Raw genomic sequence first — 21,686 nt, forward strand, 5'->3', positions numbered from 1 at the left:
CCGCCCGAAGGCGCTCGCACCGCAGACCTTCAGGTCGGAGGTATCCCTATGCAGCCGCTGAACTTCATTCACGTGATCGAGTTCGAAGGCATCGGCCCCGGCCCGCTGTGCGGCCGCGTGCTGGCGGACCTGGGCGCGCGCGTCACGGTGATCGCACGGCCGGGCGCCTCCGCCGTGGTCGACAAGCTCTCGGGTGGCGGGCAGCCGCCGCTGCGCGAGGGCAAGACCGTCGTCGAACTCAACCTGAAGAACCCCGACGATGTGGCGCAGGCCCTGGGCCTGGTGGCCAGCGCCGACGCGCTGATCGAAGGCAACCGCCCAGGCGTGATGGAGCGGCTGGGCCTGGGCCCCGAGGCCTGCGCAGCGGTGAACCCGAAGCTGGTCTACGGCCGCATGACGGGCTGGGGCCAGCAGGGCCCGCTGGCGCACGCGGCCGGGCACGACATCAACTACGTGGCGCTCAGCGGCATGCTGTCGCTCTCGGCGGTGCACGGCCAGCTCCCGGTGTCGCCGCCCACGGTGCTGGGCGATGCCGGCGGCGCGCTCGGCCTGGCGCTGGGCATCGTCAGCGGCGTGCTGCAGGCGCGCCAGAGCGGCCAGGGCTGCGTGGTGGACGCGGCCATCGTGGACGTGGTCGCCATGCTCGGCGGCCTGGCGCAATGGATCGCCGGCACCGGCGGCCTGGGTGGCCAGGGCAACGAGCGGCCCAGCGTGTTCCACGATTCGCCGTTCTACGACGTGTACCGCTGCGCGGAGGGTGGCTTCATCACGCTCGGCGCGATCGAGCCGGCGTTCTACGCGCTGCTGTTGCACAAGCTCGGCCTGGCGGACGTGGACCCGGCCGCGCAGTACGACACCGCCGCCTGGCCGGCCCTGAAAGAGCGGCTGCGCGCCCTCTTCCTCACCCAGCCGCGCCAGCACTGGTGCGAGCTGCTCGAAGGCACGGACGCCTGCTTCGCCCCGGTGCTCACGCTGGACGAAGCCGCCCGCCACCCGCACAACGCGGTGCGTGGCCTGTACGCGCAGACGCCGTCGGGCGAACGCCGCACCGGCGCCGCACCCCGTTTCACCACCTTGCAAGGGGCCCACACCCATGACTGAAGACCGGCGTTCCCACGCCGCCATGCTGGAGGCGCGCGACCTCACGCTGAAGTTCGGCGGCGTCACCGCGCTGTCCGAGATTTCGGTGGACATCGGCCACCAGGAGCTGGTGGCGCTCATCGGCCCCAACGGCGCGGGCAAGAGCTCGCTGCTCAACGTGCTCTCGGGCTTTTACCGACCGAGCACGGGCACGGTGCGTTTCGAAGGGCAGGACATCGGCCGCTGGCCGGTGCACCGCGTGGCCCAGGCCGGCCTGGCGCGCACCTTCCAGGGCACGCACCTGCTGCCGCACATGAGCGTGCTCGACAACATCCTGGTGGGCCGCTACATGCACATGAAGAGCACGCTGACCACGGCCTTTCTCTACTACCCCTTCGCGCACCGCGAAGAGGTGGCGCACCGCGCCGTGGCCGAAGAGATTCTGAGCTTTCTCGAACTGGAGCACCTGCGCCACCACACGGTGGGCACGCTGGGCTACGGCATGCGCAAGCGCGTGGACCTGGGCCGCGCGCTGGCCATGGAGCCGCGCATGCTGCTGCTGGACGAGCCCATGGCGGGCATGAACTCGGAAGAGAAGGAAGACCTGGCGCGCTTCATCCTGGACATCCGGGAATCGCGGCAGATTCCGGTGGTGCTGGTGGAGCACGACATGGGCGTGGTGATGGACATCGCCGACCGCGTGATCGTGCTGAACTTCGGCCGCAAGATCGCCGACGCCTCGCCCGCTGCGGTGCAGAAGGACGAGAACGTCATCTCTGCCTACCTGGGAGGACACGCATGAGCCCCCACGCTCCATCGCTGCGCGAGTCGCTGCCCCCCAAGGGAGCTGATCCTGCTTGGGGCGGCCCGGCGCCGGATCGCATGAGCGCGACCCTGAACAAGACCCCGCAGACCCTGCCGCAATGGCTGCTGCACAACGCGGCCACGCGCGGCGGCGAGGTGGCGCAACGCCACAAGCGCGACGGCGTGTGGCATGAATTCAGCTGGGCCGACGTGCGCGACGAGGTGCGCGCCCTGGCCCTGGGCCTGCGTGCGCGGGGCGTGCAGCGCGGCCAGACCGTGGTGCTGCTCAGCGAGAACCGGCCCGAGCTTTACTGGGCCGAGTGGGCCGCCATGGCGGTGGGCGCCAAGGTGGTGGCGCTGTACCCGGACGCGGCCGAATCGGAGGTGGACTACGTGGTGGGCGACGCGCAGGCGGTCTGCGTGTTTGCCGAAGACCAGGAGCAGGTGGACAAGGTGCTGCCCGTGATGGCCCGCCACGGCGGCCTGCACACCGTGGTGTGGTGGGAGTCGGGCGGCCTGTGGTCGTACCGGCATGAGGGCCTGCTGGGCTGGGATGCGGTGAAGGCCCCGGCGCTGCCGCTGCAGCCCGGGGACGCGGCCTGGTTCGAGCAAGCGGTGATGCAGGGCCAGGCCAGCGACATCGCCGTGCTGTCCTACACCTCGGGCACCACGGGTGCGCCCAAGGGCGTGATCACCACACACGCCTCGCTGATGCACAACGCCGAGCTGATCGGCCAGACCATGCAGGTGCCGCAGGGCGGCGAGTACCTGTCGTACATCCCGCTGTCGTGGGCGACCGAGCAATGGGTGGGCGTGACCATGGGCCTGATGCGCCCGCTGCGCGTGAACTTTGCCGAGCGGCCGGACCAGATCCAGGAGGCGATCCGCGAGCTGGCCTGCGAGATGGTGTTCTTCGGTCCGCGCCAGTGGGAGAGCCTGGCCGCGCGGGTGCACGCCCGCATGCTCGATGCCGCGCCCTGGCGCCAGAAGGTGGTGGAGTGGGGCCTGCGCATCGGCAAGCTGGCGCGCGCGGACCAGATGGACACCCGCGCGCGCGCCTGGTGGGTGCGCGCCCAGCTGCCGCTGGCCGATGCGCTGGTGCTGCGCCCGCTGCGCGAACAGCTGGGCCTCAAGCGCGCGCGCATCGCCTTCACCGGCGGCGCGGCGGTGGCGCCCGACATCTTCCGGCTGTTCGCGGCCATGGGCGTGATGCTGCGCAACGTGTACGGCTGCAGCGAGTTCGGCCTGATCACGGTGCACCAGGGCGCGCGCGTCAACGCCGAGACGATCGGCGAGACCGTGGCCATGGCCAGCCCCTGGGGCGTGCCGATGGAGTGGCGGCTGAGCGAAGGCGGCGGTCTGGAGGTGCGCGGCGGCGCGGGCTTCTCGGGCTACTGGGGCAAGCCCGAGAAGAGCGCCGAGAAGATGAACGAGGGCTGGTTCCAGACCGGCGACGCGGTGGGCCAGGGGCCCGGCGGCAACGAGCTCATCTACTACGACCGGCTGGAGCACATGAACCGGCTGCAGGGCGGCCACCTGTTCTCCAAGCAGTTCATCGAGGTGCGGCTGCGCTTCTCGCCCTACATCCGCGAGGTGATGGTGGTGGGCGACCCGGCGCGCCCGCACGTGACGGCGCTGGTGAACATCGATGGCGACGTGTTCGGCCGCTGGGCCGAGCGCAACGGCGTGTCGTTCACCACGTTCACCGACCTCTCGCAGCGCCCCGAGGTGCTGGCGCAGGTGGCCAGGGAGATCGCGAGCGTGAACCAGGCCCTGCCCGAGGCCGCGCGCCTGAAGCACTTCGTGAACCTGCCCAAGGAGCTGGATGCCGACGAAGGCGAGCTGACGCGCACCCGCAAGCTCAAGCGCGATTTCATCGAACAGCGCTACGGCGCGCTGATCGAGGCGATGTACGACAACCGGCCCGGCACGACCATCGAAATCCCCGTGCGCTACCAGGACGGCCGCGCCGGCGTGCTGCGCGCCGACGTGACCACCGGCCACGTGCCGGCCTCTGGTGCCCAGGAGACCTGACCCCATGACCGACTTCTTCAACTACCTCCTCAACGGCTTTCTGCAAGGCCAGATCTACGCCCTGCTGGCGCTGGGCTTCATGGTGATCTACCGCGCCAGCAAGGTGTTCAACTTCGCGCAGGGCGAGTTGATGATGCTCGGCGCCTACGCGGTGTGGACGCTCACGCTGGGCGCCAACCTGCCGCCCTGGCTGGCCATTCCGCTGGCGTTTGTCTGCGCGCTGGTCTATGGCTGGCTGATCGAGCGCCTGTTCTTCGAGCGGCTGGTGGGCGAGTCGGTGTTCTCCATGGTGATGGTGACCATCGGCCTGGTGATCCTGATCCGCGGCATCGTGCTGGTGGTGTGGGGCGCGGCGGACCGCCAGTTCCCCGTGCTGCTGCCGCCCGCGCCCTTCATCGTCGGCGACATGATCTTCCCGTCGTCGCTGGTGATCGGCGCCATCCTCACGCTGGTGGTCACGGTGGGCATGTCGTGGTTCTTCAACCGCACCCGGGCGGGCCTCACGCTGACCGCCGTGGCCGAGGAGCCCACCACCGCGATCTCGCTGGGCATCTCGGTCAAGCGCGCTGTCACCCTGGCCTGGATGATGGGCTCGGTGATCGCCACGGCCGGCGCCATCGTGCTGCTCAGCGGCCGCTCGCTCACGGTGGGCACGGCCGACGTGGCGCTGGCCGCACTGCCGGTGGCGCTGCTCGCCGGCCTGGAGTCCATCGGCGGGCTGATCCTGGCCGGTGCCATCGTCGGCATCGTGCAGGCCCTGGTGGCGGCGTATGTGGATCCTGCGATCGGCGGCTCGGCCTCGTCGATCGTGCCCTTTGTTTTCATGCTGCTGATCCTGCTGGTGCGCCCCACCGGCCTGTTCGGCTGGCGCCATGTGGAGCGTGTGTGATGGACCCGTCCGGCATTTTCTTCACCAGCCACGCGGGCGACCGCTCGCTCATCCGCACGCGCGCGCAGTGGGCCTGCCTGCTGGCCTTGCTGCTCGTGCTGGCCACGCTGCCCTGGTGGGCCTCGGACCGCTGGGTCAGCATCGGCTACACCACTTTCATCACCGCCGTGGCCGTGATCGGCCTGCAGATCTGCACCGGCTACGCGGGCCAGATCAACCTGGGGCAGTCGGCCTTCATGGGCGTGGGCGCGTATGGCGCGGCGCTGGCCATGTCGGCGGGCTGGGACGCGCTGGCGGCGCTGCTCATCGGTGGTGCGGGCGCGGCGCTGTTTGGCGTGATGTTCGGGCTCACGGCGGCGCGCATCAAGGGCTTCTACCTTGCGCTGACGACCATCGCGGCCCAGGCGCTGTTCCACTTCCTGGTGCTCAACCTGCCGCAGGCCTGGCTGGGCGGCGCGGGCGGGCTGCATGTGGAATCGGCCACCGCGCTGGGCGTGGCGCTGAACAACGACCGCGCGATCTACGGCTTTTCGTTCATCGTGCTGGTGGTCATGACCATCGGGGCCTTCGGCATCGTGCGCTCGCGCCACGGCCGCAGCTTCGAGGCGGTGCGCGACGACGACGTGGCCGCCGGGATGATGGGCATTCCCGTGGCCGCCACCAAGGCGCGCGCCTTCCTGGTCAGCGCCTTCTATGCGGGCGTGGCCGGCGGCCTGTGGGTGGTGGCGCTGCGCCATGTGTCGGTGGAGCAGTTCACGCTGTTCAACGCGATCTGGATGATCGCCATGATGATCGTGGGCGGCCTGGGCTCCATCGTCGGCGCGCTGATCGGCACCGTGCTGATCCAGCTGGCGCGCGAGGGCGTGACCAGCCTGGGCCCCAGCGTCATCCAGTGGGTGCCCGCCGTGGGGCAGGACTTCGTCTTCGCCGCCATGAACGTGCTGCTGGGCACCGTGATCATTCTGTTCCTGCTCTTCGAGCCCAAGGGCGTGATGCACCGCGTGCAGATCACCAAGCAGGCGTACCGACTCTGGCCGTTCCCTTACTGACCGCCAGGGGGCGGCGCCTTTCACGACAACAGGAGACAACATGCAATCACTCAAGAGCTGGGCGGCCCGCACCGCCACCGTGGCCGGGCTGTGCCTGTCGGCCGCCCTGCCGGCCGCGGCGCAGACCGTGTACCAGGTGCCGGCGATGTCGGATTTCTCGGGCCCGTTCTCGTCGATCATGCCGATGATGGCCGGCGGCCGCGAGGCGGTGGCGACCTGGTGGAACGCCGAGGTGGGCGCGAAGATGGGCGTGAAGATCGAGGTGAAGAGCTACGACACGCGCTACGACGCGGCGCAGACCGCCAGCCTGTGGCCCGGCGTGCTGGCGACCAGGCCGCTGGTGGGCCTCTCGGCCGGCGGGCCCGACACCGCCGCGCTGCAGCAGCGCCTGCCCACCGACAAGGTGGTGATGATCTCGGGCTCGGCGGCGAACGGCTCGGGCTGGCGCCCCAACCAGTGGGTGCTCACGCCCCGCCCGACTTTCGTGCACGAGATCGCCGGCTTCATCGAGTGGTACCAGAAGACCAAGACCCCGGGCCGGCCGGTGAAGGTGGCGATGTTCACCACCGAGGCCTCGCCCAGCTTCGCCGACATGGCCAAGGGCGTCTCGGCCTACGCCAAGGCCAGCCCCCAGGTGGTGAACCTGGTGGAGATGGTGTTCGTGGACGTGCAGCCCACCGACGTGACGCTGCAGCTGCGCCGCGTGCTCAACGCCGGCGCCGAGGTGATCCTGGTGCCGACCAACATCCAGCAGGCGGTGGCGGTGAAGCGCGCCATGCAGGCCCTGGGCAAGAACGTGCCCATCGTGCACGGCCTGCAGAACTCGCCCGGCATGCTGCAGAAGCTGGTGGGCAGCATGGCCGCCATGGAAGGCGACTACGAGATGCACGGCGGCGTGATCACCAGCGAGGAAGACACCGAGGCCAAGCGCTTCTACGACATGCTGGTGGCCAGGCACGGCATGAAGGTGCCGTGGCACGCCATCACCTCGCTGGGCATGACGCAGACGCTGCTGGCCGTGCGCGCCATCGAGGTGGCGGCGAAGAAGCACGGTCCCGACAAGCTCAGCGGCGACCTGATCTACAGCACGCTGATCGAGACGACCTTCCCCGCGAAGGACTTCTTCGGCCTGACCGGCGGCGACCTCGACTTCTCGGTGGAGGCGCCCTTCCCCACCAAGGACCCACGCATCAACATCGGCCAGGTGGTGGGTGGCAAGTTGACCACCGTGGCCAAGGGCGTGCCGGTGCCCAGGCTGGCCAAGTGGTGAGCTTCCTTTGCGCAGACCTTCATTCCAACCAGGAGACGACATGAAAGCACTGAAACACTGGGCCGCGCAAGCCGCCCTGCTGGCGGGCATCACCGCCACGGCCCTTGCGCCCGCCAGCGCGCAGACCGTGTACCAGATTCCCGCGCTGTCCGATTACTCGGGCCCGTTCGCGGCCATCATGCCCATGGTGGGCCCGGGCCGCGAGGGCGTGGTGAACTGGTGGAACGCGGAGGTCGGCGCCAAGCTGGGCGTCAAGCTCGACCTCAAGACCTACGACACGCGCTACGACACCGCGCAGACCGCCAGCCTGTGGCCGGGCGTGCTGGCCACCAAGCCGGTGATCGGCCTCTCGCTCGGCGGCCCCGACACCTCGGCGCTGCAGCAGCGCCTGCCCACCGACAAGGTGCCCATGATCCTGGGCTCGGCGGCCAACGGTTTTGGCTGGCGCCCCAACCAGTGGGTGCTGGCCACGCGCCCGACCTTCGTGCATGAGGTCTCGGGCTTCATCGACTGGTTCCAGAAGACCAAGACCCCGGGCCGCCCGGTGAAGGTGGCGATGTTCACCACCGAGGCCTCGCCCACCTTCGCCGACATGGGCAAGGGCATCATCGCTTATGCCAAGGCCAACCCGAACGTGGTGACCCTGGTCGAGATGGTGTACGTGGAGCCCCAGCCGGCCGACGTGACGCTGCAGCTGCGCCGCGTGCTCAACGCCGGCGCCGAGGTGGTGCTCGTGCCTTCGAACATCCAGCAGGCGGTGGCGGTGAAGCGGGCCATGCAGACGCTGGGCAAGAACGTGCCCATCGCCTACAGCCTGCAGAACTCGCCCGCGATGCTGCAGAAGCTGCTGGGCAACATGGCCGCCATGGACGGCGACTACGAAGTGCACGCCGGCGTGATCGCCACCGACGAGGACACCGAGGCCAAGAAGTTCTACGACATGCTGGTGGCCAAGTACGGGATGAAGGCGCCCTGGCACTCGATCACCACCATCGGCATCAACCAGACCCTGGTGCTGGTGCGCGCGGTGGAGGCGGCGGCGAAGAAGAACGGCGGCGACAAGCTCACCGGCGAGATGCTCTACAACACGCTGATCGAGACCCACTTCCCGGCCAAGGACTTCTTCGGCTTCACCGGCGGCGGCGACATCGACTTCTCGGTCGAGGCCCCCTTCCCCATCAAGGACCCGCGCGTGAACATCGGCCAGGTGGTGGGCGGCAAGCTGACCACGGTGGCCCGGGGCGTGCCCGTGCCCAAGCTGGCGAAATGGTGAGCGGGAGCGTGGCCGTGTCGGACCAGGCGCTGATCGCGCTCAACAACGTCGAGGTGCTTTACGCCGACGTGATCCTGTCGCTCAAAGGCATCACGCTGGAAGTGGCCGACGGGGGTTGCACCGTGCTGCTCGGCCCCAACGGGGCCGGCAAAAGCACCACGCTCAAGACCATCTCCGGCATGCTCGACGTGGAGGAAGGCCGCGTGGCCTCGGGCCAGGTGCGGATGCTGGGCCGGGACATCACCGGTGCCAGCGCCGGGCAGATGGTGGCCGACGGGGTGGTGCACGTGGTCGAGGGCCGCAAGGTGCTGCGCCACATGACGGCCGAGCAGAACCTGGTGGTGGGCGGCCACCGGCTCACGCGCATGGCCGATGTGAAGGAGGGGCTGGAGCGGGTCTATGGCCTGATCCCGCGCCTGGCCGAGCTGCGCACGCGCACCGCTGGCTACCTCTCGGGCGGCGAACAGCAGTTGCTGCTGATCGGCCGCGCGATGATGGCCAGGCCCCGGTTGCTGATGATCGACGAGCCCTCCCTGGGCCTGGCGCCCATGATGGTGAGCGAGATCTTCGCGCTGCTGGCCAAGCTGCGGGCCGAGGGCGTATCGCTGCTGATCGTGGAGCAGCACGCGCAGGCCGCGCTGGAACTGGCCGACCACGGCTACATCCTGGAGAACGGCCGCGTGGTGCTCGAAGGCACCGCCGCCGAGCTGCGCGCCAACGAGGACATCCAGGAGTTCTACCTGGGCCACCAGGCCAGCGGCGAGCGGCGCAACTACCGCGAAGTCAAGCACTACCGTCGGCGCAAGCGATGGCTGGGCTGACGCCCACCCGAGAGATCACTTCATGCGCTGCGCAACGGAGAAGAACCATGAATGAAATGAACGGCATCGAATGGAACGTGGACGCGCAGGGCGTGGGGCGCATCGTGCTCAACCGGCCCGAACACAACAACGCGCTGGGCCCGTCGAACGCGCCCGCGCTGGTGCGCGCGATCGACGAGGTGCTCGCCGGGCAGCCGCGCGTGGTGGTGATCGAGGCGCGCGGGCCGATCTTCTGTGCGGGCGGCGACATCCGCGAGTTCGTGAAGGCGGGCGACCGGCTTGACGAGCTCGTGGACGAGATCCTCGACGAATTGCTGCCGGGCTACCTCAAGCTCGCGCAGGCCACCTGCCCCATCGTCACCGTGGTGAGCGGCCCGGTGGGCGGTGCGGGCGTGGGCCTGGCGCTGTGCGGCGACTTCGTGCTCGCCAGCGACACGATGAAGCTGCGCACGGGTTACGCGGCCATCGGCCTCTCGCCGGATGTGGGCGCCTCGTACTTCCTGGCGCGGCGCGTGGGCCCGGTGCGCGCCCAGCAGTGGCTCATGCTCAGCGACGCGATCGACGCCGCGCATTGCCTGGCCGCCGGCGCGGTGGACCAGGTGCACCCCGCCGACTCGCTCGCGGCGGCCGCGCAGGCCCTGGTGCAGCGCTTGTGCGCCTCGGCGCCCGCCTCGCTCTCGGCCATGAAGCGGCTCTCGCTCGAAGGCCCCGCGCTCTCGCTGCAGGCCTACCTGTCGCTGGAGCAGCAGTTGCTCAAGGCCTGTGCCCGCACCGCCGATGCGCGCGAGGGCACGTCGGCCTTTGTGGCCAAACGCAAGCCTTCATTCACCGGCCGCTGAGTGGCCATGGCCCTGCCCGCCGAGTGGCGCACGCGCCTGCGCCTGCCGCTGATCGCCGCGCCCATGCTGCATGTGTCCGGCCCCGCGCTGGTGGCGGCCGCGTGCCGTGCGGGCGTGATCGGTGCCTTCCCCGCCGCCAACTGCCGCCGGCATGGCGAGCTGGCCGCGTGGATCGCCGAGATTCGCCGGACCATCGGCGACACCCCGGACGCCGCGCCCTTCGCGGTGAACCTGATCGTGCGCAGCGCCACGCTGGCCGACGACCTGGCCTGCGTGGTGCGCGAAAAGGTGGAGCTGGTGATCACCAGCGTGGGCTCGCCGGCCGCGCTGGTGGGCCCCCTGCACGACGCGGGCTGCCGCGTGTGGGCCGATGTGGCCACGCTGGCGCACGCCGAGAAGGCGCTCGCCGCCGGCGTGGACGGCCTGGTGCTGCTGTGCGCGGGCGCGGGTGGGCAGACCGGCTGGGTGAGCCCCTTTGCGGGCGTGCGCTCGCTGCGCGCGCTGTTCGACGGCCCGCTGGTCGTCGCAGGCGGCCTGTCCGACGGGCACGCGCTGTGGGCCGCACAGGCCCTGGGCGCGGACCTGGGCTACATGGGCACGCGCTTCATCGCCACGACCGAGAGCCTGGCGAGCGATGCCCACCGGCGCATGCTGGTGGACGCGGGCTGGGACGACATCGTGTCCTCCAGCGCGTTCACCGGGCTGCCGGTGAACTGGCTGCGCGCCTCGCTCGTGGAGGCGGGCCTCGACCCCGGCGCGCTCGACGCCGGGTCCTTGAGGGCCGACGCCGCCGAGTTGTACGGCACCCGCGACACCCGGCGCCCGCGGCGCTGGACCGAGCTCTTCAGCGCAGGCCACTCGGTGGCCGGCGTGCAGGGCGTGCAACCCGTGGCGGCGCTGGTGGACGAACTGGCCCGCCAATACGATGCCGCGCGCCAGCGTGGCCTGGGCCTCGCACCCGCAGGCCCCTCCCGTTTTCCAGGATGACCCCATGACCTCTGCCCTGCCCACGCTGATCGACCTGCTCGCGCACAACGCCCTGGCCCATGGGGAGCGGCCTGCCCTGATCGACGAGGGCGCCCCCCACTCGCACGCCGTGCTGTACGAAGCCGTGCAGCGGCAGGCCGCCGCGCTCTCGGCCCTGGGCGTCGGCCCGGGCGCGCGCGTGGTGCTGGTCGCGGGCAACCGCGCCGAGGTGCTGGTGATGCTGGGCGCGGTGGCCTGGCTGGGCGCGATGCTGGTGCCGCTGAACCTGCGGCTCTCAGCGGGCGAGATGGCCCAGCAGTCGCGCGACGCCGCACCGGCGCTGGCCGTGGTGGACGCCGCCTGTGCGCCCTTGTGGCAGGCCGCCTGGCCCGAGGGCATGCCCGGTGTGTCGGCGGTGGCGCTCGGCGCCGCCACCGGGCCCTCGCTGGCCTGCGCCGGCCCCGGCTCCGCGCCCGCCGTGGCGCGACAGGACGCACCGGAACTTGGCGCGGTCATGCTGTTCACCGCCGCGGTGGAGGGCCATGCGCGCGGCGCGGTGCTGGCGCAGTCGCAGCTCACCGCCTCGGCCCGGCAGATCGGCGAGGTGTGGTCGCTCGGCGTGGACGACCGCTGGCTGGGCGTGCTGCCGCTGTTCCATGCGGCCGGCATCGGCCTGTCGCTGGCGCTGCTGGCCGCAGGCGGTGCCTGCGTGCTGCTGCCGCGTTTCGACCCCGCCGCGGCCGTGGCGGCGGTGGACCGGCACCAGGTCAGCGTCTGCGCCACCTTTGCGCCCATGCTCGGCGCCCTGCTCGATGCGGCCCAGGCCAGCGGTGCGTCCCTGGCCAGCCTGCGCATCGGCATGGGTCTGGAGCCCCCGGCCACGCTGGCGCGCCTGGCCACGCTGTGCCCGCGGGTGGGCTTCTGGTCGGCCTACGGGCAGGCCGAGGTGTCGAGCATGGTGTGCCTGGGCCTGCAGAGCGAGCGCCCGGGCGCTGCCGGCCGCGCCGTGCCGCCGTCGCAGATCCGCATCCAGGACGCGGCCGGTCAGCCGCTGGCCAACGGCGTGGAGGGCGAGATCGCGGTGCGCGGCCCGACCGTGTTCCTGGGCTACTGGGACGTGGGCACGAAGCGCCCCTTCAAACCGGCCGATCCGTGGCACCGCACCGGCGACCTGGGTCGCATCGATGAGGACGGCTGGCTGTGGTTCACCGGCCGCGCGGCGCACAAGCAGCTCATCAAGAGCGGGGGCGAAAACGTCTACCCCGCCGAGGTGGAGCAGGTGCTGCTCGAACACCCGGCCGTGGCCGAGGCTTTCGTGTTCGGCCAGCCTGACGAAAAGTGGGGCGAGGCGGTGCACGCGGCCTGCGCGCTGCGACCCGGCGCGCAGGCCACGCAGGCTGAGCTGATCGCGTTCGTGGCGCAGCGGCTGGCGCGCTACAAGCGGCCGCACAGCGTGAGCTTGAGGCCCGCGCCGCTGCAACGCTCGGTGCAGGCCTGAGCCAGCCCGCCCGACTGAACCTCTTGGGCTCGCAGGCATCCGAATGAGGACGCATGCGCCCTGTCCTCTTCTTGCTCCTCTTGGCCGCCGGCCTCGCCACCTGGGCGGTGCGCGGTGGTCATATCGACGTGCCGCCGGACTGGAACCCCTGGGCGCCGCTGGAGATCGCGGCCCAACCCAACTGGCTCACGCGCCACAAGCTCGCGCGCCTGAGCGATGACCCTGCGATGTGCAACGCCGTGCTCTCAGCCTCGACGCTGGCACACGCGAGCGTGCCGGACAACGACGCGGGCGAGGGCTGCGGCTGGCAGACGGCGGTGCGCGTGAGCGACGCGCGCTTTGGCCCGGCGTTCACGCTGAGCTGTCCGGCCGCGGTGTCGCTGGCGATGTGGGACCACCACGCCGTGCAGCCCGCCGCCCGCGCGCACTTCGGCCAGGGGGTGGCGCGCGTCGAGCACCTGGGCAGCTACGCCTGCCGCAACGTGCGCGGCGCGGGTGGCGAGGGCCAGCGGCGCAGCCAGCACGCCAGGGCCAATGCCCTGGACGTGGCGGGCTTTCGGCTGGCGGACGGCCGCCGCGTCCGCGTGCTCGCGGACTGGGACGGCCAGGGGGCCGAGGCCGCGTTCCTGCGCGAGGTGCACGGTGGCGCCTGCCGCTTCTTCCAGGCCTCGCTGGGGCCGGGCTACAACGCCGCGCACCGCGATCACTTTCACCTGGACCGTGGGGCGTTCCGCCTGTGCCGCTGAGCGCGGCGGGTGACCGCTCTGCGCGAGGGAGCCCGGTGCGCCGCCGCCCGCCTCAGGCCAGGCCGCCGGCCGCGCCGGGCAGGTCGCGACGGGGCCGGGGATGGCGCTTTCCATTGAGCAGCTGGCTGATCCAGGTGTGGCGCACAAAGAGCTGGTAACTGCCCAGGCAGACCAGCGTGGTGGCCGTGATGTTGATCGCGATCTTGAGCAGGGCCGGCAGCGGCAGCTGGTACAGCAGGGCGCCCGAGAGGATGGTGAAGGGGAAGTGCACCAGGTAGACCCAATAGGCGCTGTCCGCGAGATAGCCGAGCAGCTTGTGGCGCGACGACAGGAAGCGCAGGGCCAAGCCGATCGAGGCAAAGCTCCAGAGCCAGGCCGCGCAGTGGAAGCTGTAGGCCCCCAGCAGCAGGGGGCCGTGGCGCTGCGTCACCAGCACCGAGAGGAGGAAGAACGCCAGGCCCATCACCGCGAACAGCACCCAACGGCGCTGGAACTGCGCGAACAGCACGGCCTGCTGCCCATGGAGCATCAGGCCGAAGGCGAAGTACACGCCGTAGTGGACCCACTCGTTCCAGGGCGGCAGGAAGGAGCCCGAGTTGACGATGAAGCCGCGCGGGTAGCCGGCGGTGGCGGCCAGCAGCGGCAGCGCCAGCAGCGCGAAGCCCCAGGGCCGGCGCGCCACCCAGGCCAGCACCGCGCCGGCGGGCGCGAACCAGTGCCGCGGCAGGCGCATCAACGCGGCGGTGACCACGCACAGCCACAGCAGCAGCCACAGGAACCACATGTGCATGGTGGAGACGCCCCGGTCGGGCACGTTCGCGGCCACGGCCAGGTCAAACCCCCACTGGTTGAGCGCCAGCCGGTTCAGAAAGAGCAGCGCGGCCAGGCTGGTGAGCACCCACAGGATGGGCCAGAAGATCACAAACGGCAGCGCCAGGCGCGCGAGCCGGTTGCGCAGCAGGCCACCCGGGCCGCGCGATTCGGCCAGCAGTGCCGAAAAAAAACCCGCCAGGATGAAGAAGGCGGGCATGCGGAAGACGTGGATGACGCTGACCAGGGCATCGGCGAAGGCGGTGCGCTGGTCGTCGAGCCAGACGTTGGGCATGGGATGGGTCGTGTAGACCGCAGCCACGTGCAGGACGATGCCCAGCCACATGAGGATGGCGCGCAGGTTGTCCAGCGCATGGAGCCGGACACCAGCGGGCGCAGGCGGAGCGTGATCACTCATGAGGGCGCCACATTAGCAGTTCGCGGGCTTTCGCGCCACCACCCGCGAGACCGCACCGCCCGCTCAGCCCGGGCGGATGCGGTTGCGCTGGATGACCTCGGACATGGCCGCCGTGTCGCTCTTGATGCGGCGCGCCAGGCCTTCCGGACCGGTGCCGGCGACCTGCCAGCCCTGGCCGAAGATTTTCTGGCGGATGTCCTCGCGGCGCACGATCTCGGTCAGCAGGGTGGCCAGGCGGTTCACGTGCGCCTTGGGCAGGCTGTTGGGCGCGGCCACGGCGTTCCAGATTTCGAGCTGGAAGTCGCGCACGCCGGCCTCGCTCAGGCTGGGCACGCCGGGCACCAGGCTGCTGCGGCCGGTGGAGGTGACGCCGATGGCCTTGAGCTTGCCGGCCGTGACCTGCGGCATGGCCAGGCCCGGGGGCAGCAGCGACATCTGCACCTGGTCACCCAGCATGGCGGTGATGACCTGCGGGTTGCCCGGGTACGGCACGTGCACCGGCGCGATGCCGGCGCGGCTCTTGAGCAGCTCCATGCCCAGGTGGGCCACGGTGCCCACGCCCGGGGTGCCGTAGTTCCACTTGTCGCCCGAGGCGCGCGCGGCGGCGATGTAGGCCGCGCCACTCTCGGCCACGGTGGCGGGCACGGCGAGCACCAGGGGCGCCACGGCGATGAGCGAGACGGGGGTGAGTTCGGTGATCGGGTCGTAGGTGGTGTCGGGATTGAGGATCTTGGCGATCGTCATGTTGCCGTTGATCATCAGGCCGATGGTGTGGTCGTCGGTGGCGCGGGCGACCGCGGCGGCGGCGATGTTGCCGCCGGCGCCGGGCCGGTTCTCGATCACCACCGGCTGGCCCAGGGCCTGTTGCAGGGGCTCTGCCAGCAGGCGCGCGGTGAGGTCGGGCGAGGAGCCGCCGGGAAAGCCCACGATGATCTTCAGCGGCCGGCTGGGCCAGGCCTGGGCGTGCGCGGTGGGCAGCGCGGTGGTGGCGGCCAGGGCGGCGGCGGTGGCCAGGGCCTGGCGGCGGGTGACGGGGGTGTTGGGGAAGTTCATGTCTGCCTCGGGTTTGGGGATGGATTCATGCGGATTGTCACTGCTGCGGAGCGCGACCGCTGCGCATGAAACAACGCCGACCAGGGGCATCCAGGGTCCGGCTTGGCCGGCGCGAGATGCCGCCCCCCTCGAAGCGCCGAAGGCGCGCCACGGAGGGGGGAAGCCGCGCAGCGGCGCAGGGGGGTGTTTCATTCAAGCGGCTCGGGCGGCCCGTCGTAGAGCCACGTATTGTCCAGCAATCGTTCGCCGAGCATGCCCATGGCGGCGTCCCGGGCCCAGCGCAGCACGCCGTGGGCGTGGAAGACCACGCCGTTGCGCTGCGAGAGCTTCTGCACGCGCGCGTTGCGTTGCCAGCGGGTCTGGGCGTAGCGGGAGAAGCGCGCCGCCCAGTCGTCGCCGGCCTTGCGGTCCTGCACCAGGCGCCCGAGCGTCCAGGCGTCTTCGATGGCCATGGCCGCACCCTGCGCGAAATAGGGCCGCATGGGATGGGCGGCGTCGCCCAGCAGGGCCACGCGGCCGCTCGCCTGTTCGTGGGAGCCGCGCAAGGCGGGGCGGTCGTTGAGCGGCCACAGCGTCCAGTCGGGCACGGCCGCGACCATGGCCATCAGCTCGCCGCACGCGGGGCCCAGGGCGCGCCGCAGGTCGCTGGCGTGCGCCTCGTGCGTCCAGCCCTGGGGGTCGTCGCCGGGCGGCAGCTGGCCCTGCACCACCGCCACGAGGTTGAGCCAGTCGCCCTGCTTGACCGGGTAGTGCACCACGTGCAGGCGCGGCCCCAGCCAGGCCGTGACCAGGTTGGCGCGCAGGGCGGTGGGCAGATCCACCGCGCGCACCATGCCACGGTAGGCCAGGTGGCCGGTGGCGCGCACAGGCTGCTCGCCGAGCAGGCCGGCGCGCACGCGGCTCCACAGGCCGTCGCAGCCGATGAGCGCCTCGCCCGACAGCGCCTGGCCATCCTCCAGCGTCACCTGCACGCCCTCCCCGTCCTGCGTCCAGGCCGCCAGCCGGGTGCCCAGCCGCAGCTGCACTTCGGGTCGCCGCTGCACCGCGCTCAGCAGCAGGCCATGCAGGTCGGCGCGGTGCAGGGTGGCGTAGTGCTGTCCATGGCGCGCCAGCGCCAGGGCGCCCAGGCGCAGGTGGCCGAGCTGGTTGGCCCGGTGGGCGTCGCGCACGCGCAGCGCCTCGGGGAACGCGGCGCAGGCTTGCAGCGCGTCCATCAGGCCCCACTCGGCCAGCACGCGCACCGCGTTCGGCCCGAGCTGCAAGCCGGCCCCCACTTCCCCGAAGGCCTGGGCCTGCTCCAGCACCACCGAGCGCACGCCCGCGCGGGCCAGCGCCAGGGCGCAGGCCAGTCCACCAATGCCACCGCCAGCCACGATCACTTGTTGGTTCATGCGCGCGATTGTGCCGCCCGCGCGGACAGGGCGCCGCCTGCGTGAGGTAGCGCACCAACAGGCGCGCCGCAAAGTCTTAGGCTGGTGCCCCCGAGCCACCGGAAAGGACCTCTGATGACCTCCTCACTCCAGCCCGCCGCCGCACTGGCGCAAGCGGCCAGCCGTCCCTACCCCAACGACAGCAGAGCGTACCGCGAGGCGCGCACGGCGCTGCTGGCCGAAGAGATCGAGCTGCGGCGCCACATCGAGCGCGTGGCCGAGCAGCGGCGCGCGCTGCCGCCGGGCGGCGTGGCGGCCGACCACGAGTTTCGCGACGAGAACGGCAAGACGGTGGGGTGGAAGGCGCTGTTCGGCGCACACGACACGCTGGTGACTTACTTCTGGATGTACGGGCCGCAACGCGAACGGCCCTGCCCGATGTGCACCGCGTTCATCGGCGCGCTGGACATCCCCGCGCGCGATCTCTCGCAGCGGGTGGCGCTGGCGGTGATCGGCCGCTCGCCCGTGGAGCGGCAGCTGGCCTTTGCGCGCGAACGGGGCTGGAAGAACCTGAAGTTCTACGCCACCGTGGGCGACCGCTTCGCGCGCGAGTACCGCGGCCTGGCGCCCAACGGCGACGAGTGGCCGGCGCTGGACGTCTGGGTGCAGCGCGACGGCCAGGTGCGGCATTTCTGGGGTTCCGAACTCGGCGGCACCGCCGACCCGGGCCAGGACCCGCGCGGCGCGCCCGATCCCACGCCGCTGTGGAACATCCTGGATCTCACGCCCGGCGGGCGCGGCACGGACTGGTACCCCCGCCTGGACTACGGCCCTAGAGAATGCGGTTGAACCACAGCACCGACAGGCCGGCCGACAGCAGGGCGAGCAGCGAGGCGGCGAGCGCGAGCAAGCCGGAGATTTCGGTTTCCTTCTTCTCCACCGTCAGCCGCGAGCTCAGGGTTTCATAGACCTTCTTGAGGTTCTCGGCGGTGCCGGCGTAGTAGTACTCGGCCTGCGTGGCGCGGGCCACTTCCTTGAGGCTTTCCTCGTCGAGCCGCACGCGCATGGACCAGCCCTCGAATCCGATGATCTCGCCGTCCACCGTGCCCACGCCCACGGTGTAGACGCGCACGCCGCGCTCGGCCGCCATCTTTGCGGCCTCGGCGGTGTCCACGCCGGTGGTGCGCTGGCCATCGGTGAGCAGGATGATGGCGGCCGAGGTGTAGGAGCCTGGCGCCACCGGCGTGAAGGTCTTCTCGTCGGGTTTGGGCTGGTCGATCGAACGGCCCTTGGGCGCAAAGGGATCGGTGTTGCGGCTGTAGGTCATGTCGCCGAGGTTGATGCGCTGCTCGGGAAACAGCTCGGAGAGCGAGACCACGATGGCGCTGCCGATGGCGGTGGCGCGCTGCAACTGGAACTTGTCGATCGCGGCGACCAGGTCTTCGCGGCTGAGCGTGACGGGTTGCACCACCTGTGCCGAGCCGGCGAAGGCCACGATGCCGACCTTCACGTGGCGCGGCAGTTCGGCCAGGAAGGCCTTGGCCGCGTTTTGCGAGGCCACCAGGCGGTTGGGTTTGACGTCTTCGGCGCGCATGCTGCCCGAGACGTCCATCGCCAGGATGATGGTCTGCTGTGTCGAGGGCAGCACGATGGTGGCCATGGGGCGGGCCGAGGCCAGCAGCATGAGGCCGATGGCCAGCAGCAGCAGCACCGGGGGCACGTGGCGGCGCCAGCCCGGGCCCTTGCCCATGGCCTCGCGCACGATGGACAGGCTGGCGAAGCGCAGGGCGGCCTGCTTGCGCCGGCGCAGCAGCCACACATAGAGCAGCACCAGCAGCGGCAGCGCGAGCAGCAGCCACAGCAGCTGCGGCCAGAGAAAGGTGACGGGCCAGCTGTTCATGATGGACGGGCTCCTTCGCGTGGGGCGCCGCGGCCCAGGCTGCGGCGATCCCGGGTGGGCAACTGGGTGGGCACGGGACGCCCGCCGATGCCGTTGCGCGTCTCGCGCAGGCGGCGCTTGCGCAGGTCGATGAAACGCAGCACGGCCTCGGCGAGGTCGTCGTCGGTGGAGAGCTCCAGGGTGTCGACGCCAGCGCGGCCCAGGCTTTCGCGCAGTTGCGCCTCGCGCTGCGCGGCGATGCGCGCGAAGCGCTGGCGAAAGCCCGCGTCGTGCGTGTCGACCATGAGCTGTTCACCGGTCTCGGCGTCGCGGATCGGTATCAGGCCAAGGTCGGGCAGGTCGAGTTCCAGCGGGTCGAGCAGGCGCACGGCGACCACGTCGTACCGGCGCGCGAGTTCGCCCAGGGGCTTTTCCCAGCCGGGCTCGCTGATGAAGTCGGACACCACGAACACGGTGCCGCGCTGGCGCACCGTGTGCACGGCGGCCTTGAGCAGGTCGGCCAGCTGGGTCACGCCGTTCTTCGCGTTGGCGTGCACGGGCGGCTGCAGCACCATCTGCATGAGGCGAAGCACCTGGGTGCGCCCACCGCGCGCGGGCAGCACCGCATCCACCACGGGCTGGCCGCGCGAGCCATAGAGCACGGCCCCCACGCGGTTGCCGTGGCGCCCGATGAGGCGCGCGAGCACGGCGGTGAAGTCCAGCAGCACCTGGCTCTTGCGCTGTTCGCCCGAGCCGAAGTCCACCGAAGGGCTGAGGTCGAGCAGGAACCAGGCGGCCATCTCGCGGTCTTCGGTGAACACGCGCACGTGCGGCGTCTGCAGGCGCGCGGTCACGTTCCAGTCGATGTGGCGCACGTCGTCGTGGTGCTGGTATTCGCGCAGGTCGGCCAGGTCGAGGCCGGAGCCGCGCATGAGGGTGCGGTAGTCGCCCTGCAGCAGGCCGTCGAGCCGGCGCAGCACGGTCCATTCGAGCCGGCGCAGCAGCGCCTCGGCCCGGCGCGTGACCGGCGTGGTCGCGGCAGCGGCATTTGCCGCAGCCCCGTCTTTCCTGCCGAACAGCCGCGCGAACATGATCAGGCGGCTTTCTTTTCGTGCTCCAGCGGCCGGGCCGGAGCGGGGATGTGTTTCATGATGCGGCCAATCAGGGTTTCGCTGGTCAGGCCTTCGGACAGGCCCTCGTAGGACAGCACCACGCGGTGGCGCAGCACGTCGGGCACGAGGTCGGTCATGTCTTCGGGCAGGGCGTAGCTGCGCCCGCGCAGCATGGCCAGGGCGCGCGCGCCTTCGACCAGGCCGATGGTGGCGCGCGGGCTGGCACCGAAGGTGATGAGGTGCGCCATGTCCTTGATGCCGTGTTTCTCGGGCGTGCGGGTGGCCGAGACCAGCTTGACCGCGTACTGCACCAGCGAGGGATCCACGTAGACCTGCCGGCACTGCGCCTGGAGCGCGGCGAGCTGGTCGGTGGTGGCCACGGCATTGACGTTGACCGCCGGGCCGGTGACGCGCTCGACGATCACGAACTCTTCCTCGTCCGTCGGGTAGTCCACCATCACTTTCATCATGAAGCGGTCGACCTGGGCCTCGGGCAGCGGGTAGGTGCCTTCGGTCTCGATCGGGTTCTGCGTGGCCATCACCAGGAAGGGGTTGGGCACTTTGTGCGTTTCGCCGGCGATGGTGACCTGGCGCTCCTGCATCACTTCCAGCAGCGCGCTTTGCACTTTGGCTGGCGCGCGGTTGATTTCATCGGCCAGCAGGAGGTTGGCGAACACCGGGCCGAGCGAGGTGCTGAAGTCGCCGGTCTTCTGGTTGTAGATGCGCGTGCCCACGAGGTCGGCGGGCACCAGGTCGGGCGTGAACTGGATGCGTTTGAAGCGCCCCTGCACGACGCTGGCCAGCGTCTTGACCGTGAGGGTCTTGGCCAGGCCGGGCACGCCTTCGACCAGCAGGTGGCCCTGGGCCAGCATGGCGACCATGACGCGTTCGAGGAACCGGTCCTGCCCGACCACCACGCGCTTGACCTCGTACAGGATCTGCTCCATGAGCTGGGCGGTGTCGGGGGCGGTGCTTTGGTCCATGGAGCGCTCCTGTGAGGAAGGGGGAACTAGAACGGGGGCAGGCCGGCGGCGCTGGCGGCGCTTTCGATCGGCACGGCAAAGCCGATGCCCAGGAAGGTGCGGTGGCTGGTCGGGTTGAGGATGCCGGTGACGATGCCGACGACTTCGCCGTCCATGGTGACCAGCGGCCCGCCGGAGTTGCCGGGGTTGGCCGCGGCATCGAACTGGATCAGGTTGCCGATCTCCTGCTCGCCCTCGGGCGATTTGAAGGCGCGATCGAAACCGGAGATGACGCCCGAGGAGGTGGAGGGGCCGATGCCGAAGGGAAAGCCCACCGCGACCACCTCGTCGCCGGGCACGAGGTCACCGGTGGAGCGCATGGTGGCGGCGGTGAGGTCGTCCGGGATGGTGTGGGCCTGCAGCACGGCCAGGTCGTTCTGGGCCTGCACGCCGGTGATGCTGGCGCCGGATTCGGTGCCGTCGGCGAACACCAGCTTGATGGTCTGCGCGTGCTGCACGACGTGCAGGTTGGTCAGGATGATGCCCTTGTCGACGATGACCACGCCGGTGCCCACCCCCAATTCCTGCTCCTCGCCTTTTTTGTCCTTGCCAAAGGACATGACGCGCACCACGGCGGGGCGGATCTTCTCGGCCGCGCGCGCGGCCCTGGACGGGATGTTCTGGGTGGTGAGGGTGCGCAGCACGGCCGCGTCGATGTCTTTCTGCGTCAGGGCCTTGGGCCCGTTTGCGCTGCCCTGCCAGGCGCTGGCGGCCAGCAGGGCCGCGAGCAGGGCCAGGGCCGACCACATGACG

General features: G+C 70.7%; 20 protein-coding genes. 13 read left to right on the top strand and 7 right to left on the bottom strand.

Features of this window, described 5'->3' with window-relative positions:
- Positions 1 to 48 precede the first annotated feature (48 nt).
- The 12 genes from KIT86_RS08350 to KIT86_RS08405 are packed head-to-tail and all read left to right on the top strand — an operon-like array spanning position 49 to position 13,269.
- Complete coding sequence (locus KIT86_RS08350) at positions 49 to 1,101, top strand: CaiB/BaiF CoA-transferase family protein (protein ID WP_297397173.1); 1,053 nt, start codon at positions 49 to 51, stop codon at positions 1,099 to 1,101.
- The gene (locus KIT86_RS08355) at positions 1,094 to 1,882 is read left to right on the top strand and encodes an ABC transporter ATP-binding protein (RefSeq protein WP_297397175.1); all 789 of its coding nucleotides are present in this window, start codon (positions 1,094 to 1,096) and stop codon (positions 1,880 to 1,882) included. The genes KIT86_RS08350 and KIT86_RS08355 overlap by 8 nt, the downstream gene beginning before the upstream one ends.
- Positions 1,879 to 3,918: a long-chain fatty acid--CoA ligase gene (locus tag KIT86_RS08360; protein ID WP_297397177.1), complete on the top strand. Its 2,040-nt coding sequence runs from the start codon at positions 1,879 to 1,881 to the stop codon at positions 3,916 to 3,918. Before KIT86_RS08355 ends, KIT86_RS08360 begins: the two co-directional genes overlap by 4 nt.
- A 4-nt stretch (positions 3,919 to 3,922) precedes the next feature.
- The gene (locus KIT86_RS08365; protein ID WP_297397179.1) at positions 3,923 to 4,807 is read left to right on the top strand and encodes a branched-chain amino acid ABC transporter permease; all 885 of its coding nucleotides are present in this window, start codon (positions 3,923 to 3,925) and stop codon (positions 4,805 to 4,807) included.
- On the top strand, positions 4,807 to 5,856 hold the full coding sequence (locus tag KIT86_RS08370; protein WP_297397182.1) for a branched-chain amino acid ABC transporter permease: 1,050 nt from the start codon (positions 4,807 to 4,809) through the stop codon (positions 5,854 to 5,856). The genes KIT86_RS08365 and KIT86_RS08370 overlap by 1 nt, the downstream gene beginning before the upstream one ends.
- A gap of 40 nt (positions 5,857 to 5,896) precedes the next feature.
- On the top strand, positions 5,897 to 7,126 hold the full coding sequence (locus KIT86_RS08375; RefSeq protein WP_297397184.1) for an ABC transporter substrate-binding protein: 1,230 nt from the start codon (positions 5,897 to 5,899) through the stop codon (positions 7,124 to 7,126).
- Positions 7,127 to 7,166: 40 nt separating this feature from the next.
- Positions 7,167 to 8,399, top strand: a complete 1,233-nt coding sequence (locus KIT86_RS08380) for an ABC transporter substrate-binding protein (protein WP_297397186.1) — start codon at positions 7,167 to 7,169, stop codon at positions 8,397 to 8,399.
- Positions 8,393 to 9,220, top strand: a complete 828-nt coding sequence (locus tag KIT86_RS08385) for an ABC transporter ATP-binding protein (RefSeq protein WP_297397188.1) — start codon at positions 8,393 to 8,395, stop codon at positions 9,218 to 9,220. Before KIT86_RS08380 ends, KIT86_RS08385 begins: the two co-directional genes overlap by 7 nt.
- Positions 9,221 to 9,267: 47 nt before the next feature.
- Complete coding sequence (locus KIT86_RS08390; protein WP_297397190.1) at positions 9,268 to 10,059, top strand: enoyl-CoA hydratase-related protein; 792 nt, start codon at positions 9,268 to 9,270, stop codon at positions 10,057 to 10,059.
- Between the two features lie 6 nt (positions 10,060 to 10,065).
- Positions 10,066 to 11,046 (top strand): nitronate monooxygenase, encoded by a 981-nt coding sequence (locus KIT86_RS08395; RefSeq protein ID WP_297397192.1) that lies wholly within the window; start codon positions 10,066 to 10,068, stop codon positions 11,044 to 11,046.
- Positions 11,047 to 11,050: 4 nt separating this feature from the next.
- Positions 11,051 to 12,523 (top strand): AMP-binding protein, encoded by a 1,473-nt coding sequence (locus tag KIT86_RS08400; RefSeq protein WP_297397194.1) that lies wholly within the window; start codon positions 11,051 to 11,053, stop codon positions 12,521 to 12,523.
- A 53-nt stretch (positions 12,524 to 12,576) separates the two neighbouring features.
- Positions 12,577 to 13,269 (top strand): extensin family protein, encoded by a 693-nt coding sequence (locus KIT86_RS08405; RefSeq protein ID WP_297397196.1) that lies wholly within the window; start codon positions 12,577 to 12,579, stop codon positions 13,267 to 13,269.
- Positions 13,270 to 13,321: 52 nt separating this feature from the next.
- Here KIT86_RS08405 and KIT86_RS08410 read toward each other — a convergent pair whose 3' ends face one another.
- From KIT86_RS08410 to KIT86_RS08420, 3 genes are all read right to left on the bottom strand, one after another.
- Positions 13,322 to 14,497 carry an acyltransferase family protein gene (locus tag KIT86_RS08410; protein WP_297397198.1) on the bottom strand — a complete coding sequence of 392 codons (1,176 nt, stop codon included), beginning with the start codon at positions 14,495 to 14,497 and terminating at the stop codon, positions 13,322 to 13,324.
- A gap of 63 nt (positions 14,498 to 14,560) precedes the next feature.
- Positions 14,561 to 15,550: a tripartite tricarboxylate transporter substrate binding protein gene (locus KIT86_RS08415; RefSeq protein WP_297397201.1), complete on the bottom strand. Its 990-nt coding sequence runs from the start codon at positions 15,548 to 15,550 to the stop codon at positions 14,561 to 14,563.
- Between the two features lie 188 nt (positions 15,551 to 15,738).
- On the bottom strand, positions 15,739 to 16,941 hold the full coding sequence (locus KIT86_RS08420) for an FAD-dependent monooxygenase (RefSeq protein ID WP_297397203.1): 1,203 nt from the start codon (positions 16,939 to 16,941) through the stop codon (positions 15,739 to 15,741).
- A gap of 111 nt (positions 16,942 to 17,052) precedes the next feature.
- Between KIT86_RS08420 and KIT86_RS08425 the strand changes: the two genes are divergently transcribed.
- Positions 17,053 to 17,769: a DUF899 family protein gene (locus KIT86_RS08425; protein ID WP_297397217.1), complete on the top strand. Its 717-nt coding sequence runs from the start codon at positions 17,053 to 17,055 to the stop codon at positions 17,767 to 17,769.
- On the opposite strand, the gene KIT86_RS08430 is transcribed toward KIT86_RS08425, so the two are convergent.
- The 4 genes from KIT86_RS08430 to KIT86_RS08445 form a co-directional block, all read right to left on the bottom strand.
- A complete protein-coding gene (locus KIT86_RS08430; RefSeq protein WP_297397205.1) occupies positions 17,753 to 18,820 on the bottom strand; it encodes a VWA domain-containing protein in 1,068 nt (355 codons plus the stop codon). The genes KIT86_RS08425 and KIT86_RS08430 overlap by 17 nt on opposite strands.
- Positions 18,817 to 19,890, bottom strand: a complete 1,074-nt coding sequence (locus KIT86_RS08435) for a DUF58 domain-containing protein (protein ID WP_297397207.1) — start codon at positions 19,888 to 19,890, stop codon at positions 18,817 to 18,819. The genes KIT86_RS08430 and KIT86_RS08435 overlap by 4 nt, the downstream gene beginning before the upstream one ends.
- 2 nt (positions 19,891 to 19,892) lie before the next feature.
- On the bottom strand, positions 19,893 to 20,894 hold the full coding sequence (locus KIT86_RS08440; RefSeq protein WP_297397209.1) for a MoxR family ATPase: 1,002 nt from the start codon (positions 20,892 to 20,894) through the stop codon (positions 19,893 to 19,895).
- A gap of 26 nt (positions 20,895 to 20,920) precedes the next feature.
- Positions 20,921 to 21,686, bottom strand: a 766-nt coding sequence (locus KIT86_RS08445; protein ID WP_297397211.1) for a trypsin-like peptidase domain-containing protein, incomplete at its 5' end; no start/stop codon positions are given.

Origin of the sequence: Hydrogenophaga sp. (assembly GCF_026125825.1) — a bacterium.
Lineage (GTDB): Bacteria > Pseudomonadota > Gammaproteobacteria > Burkholderiales > Burkholderiaceae_C > Hydrogenophaga.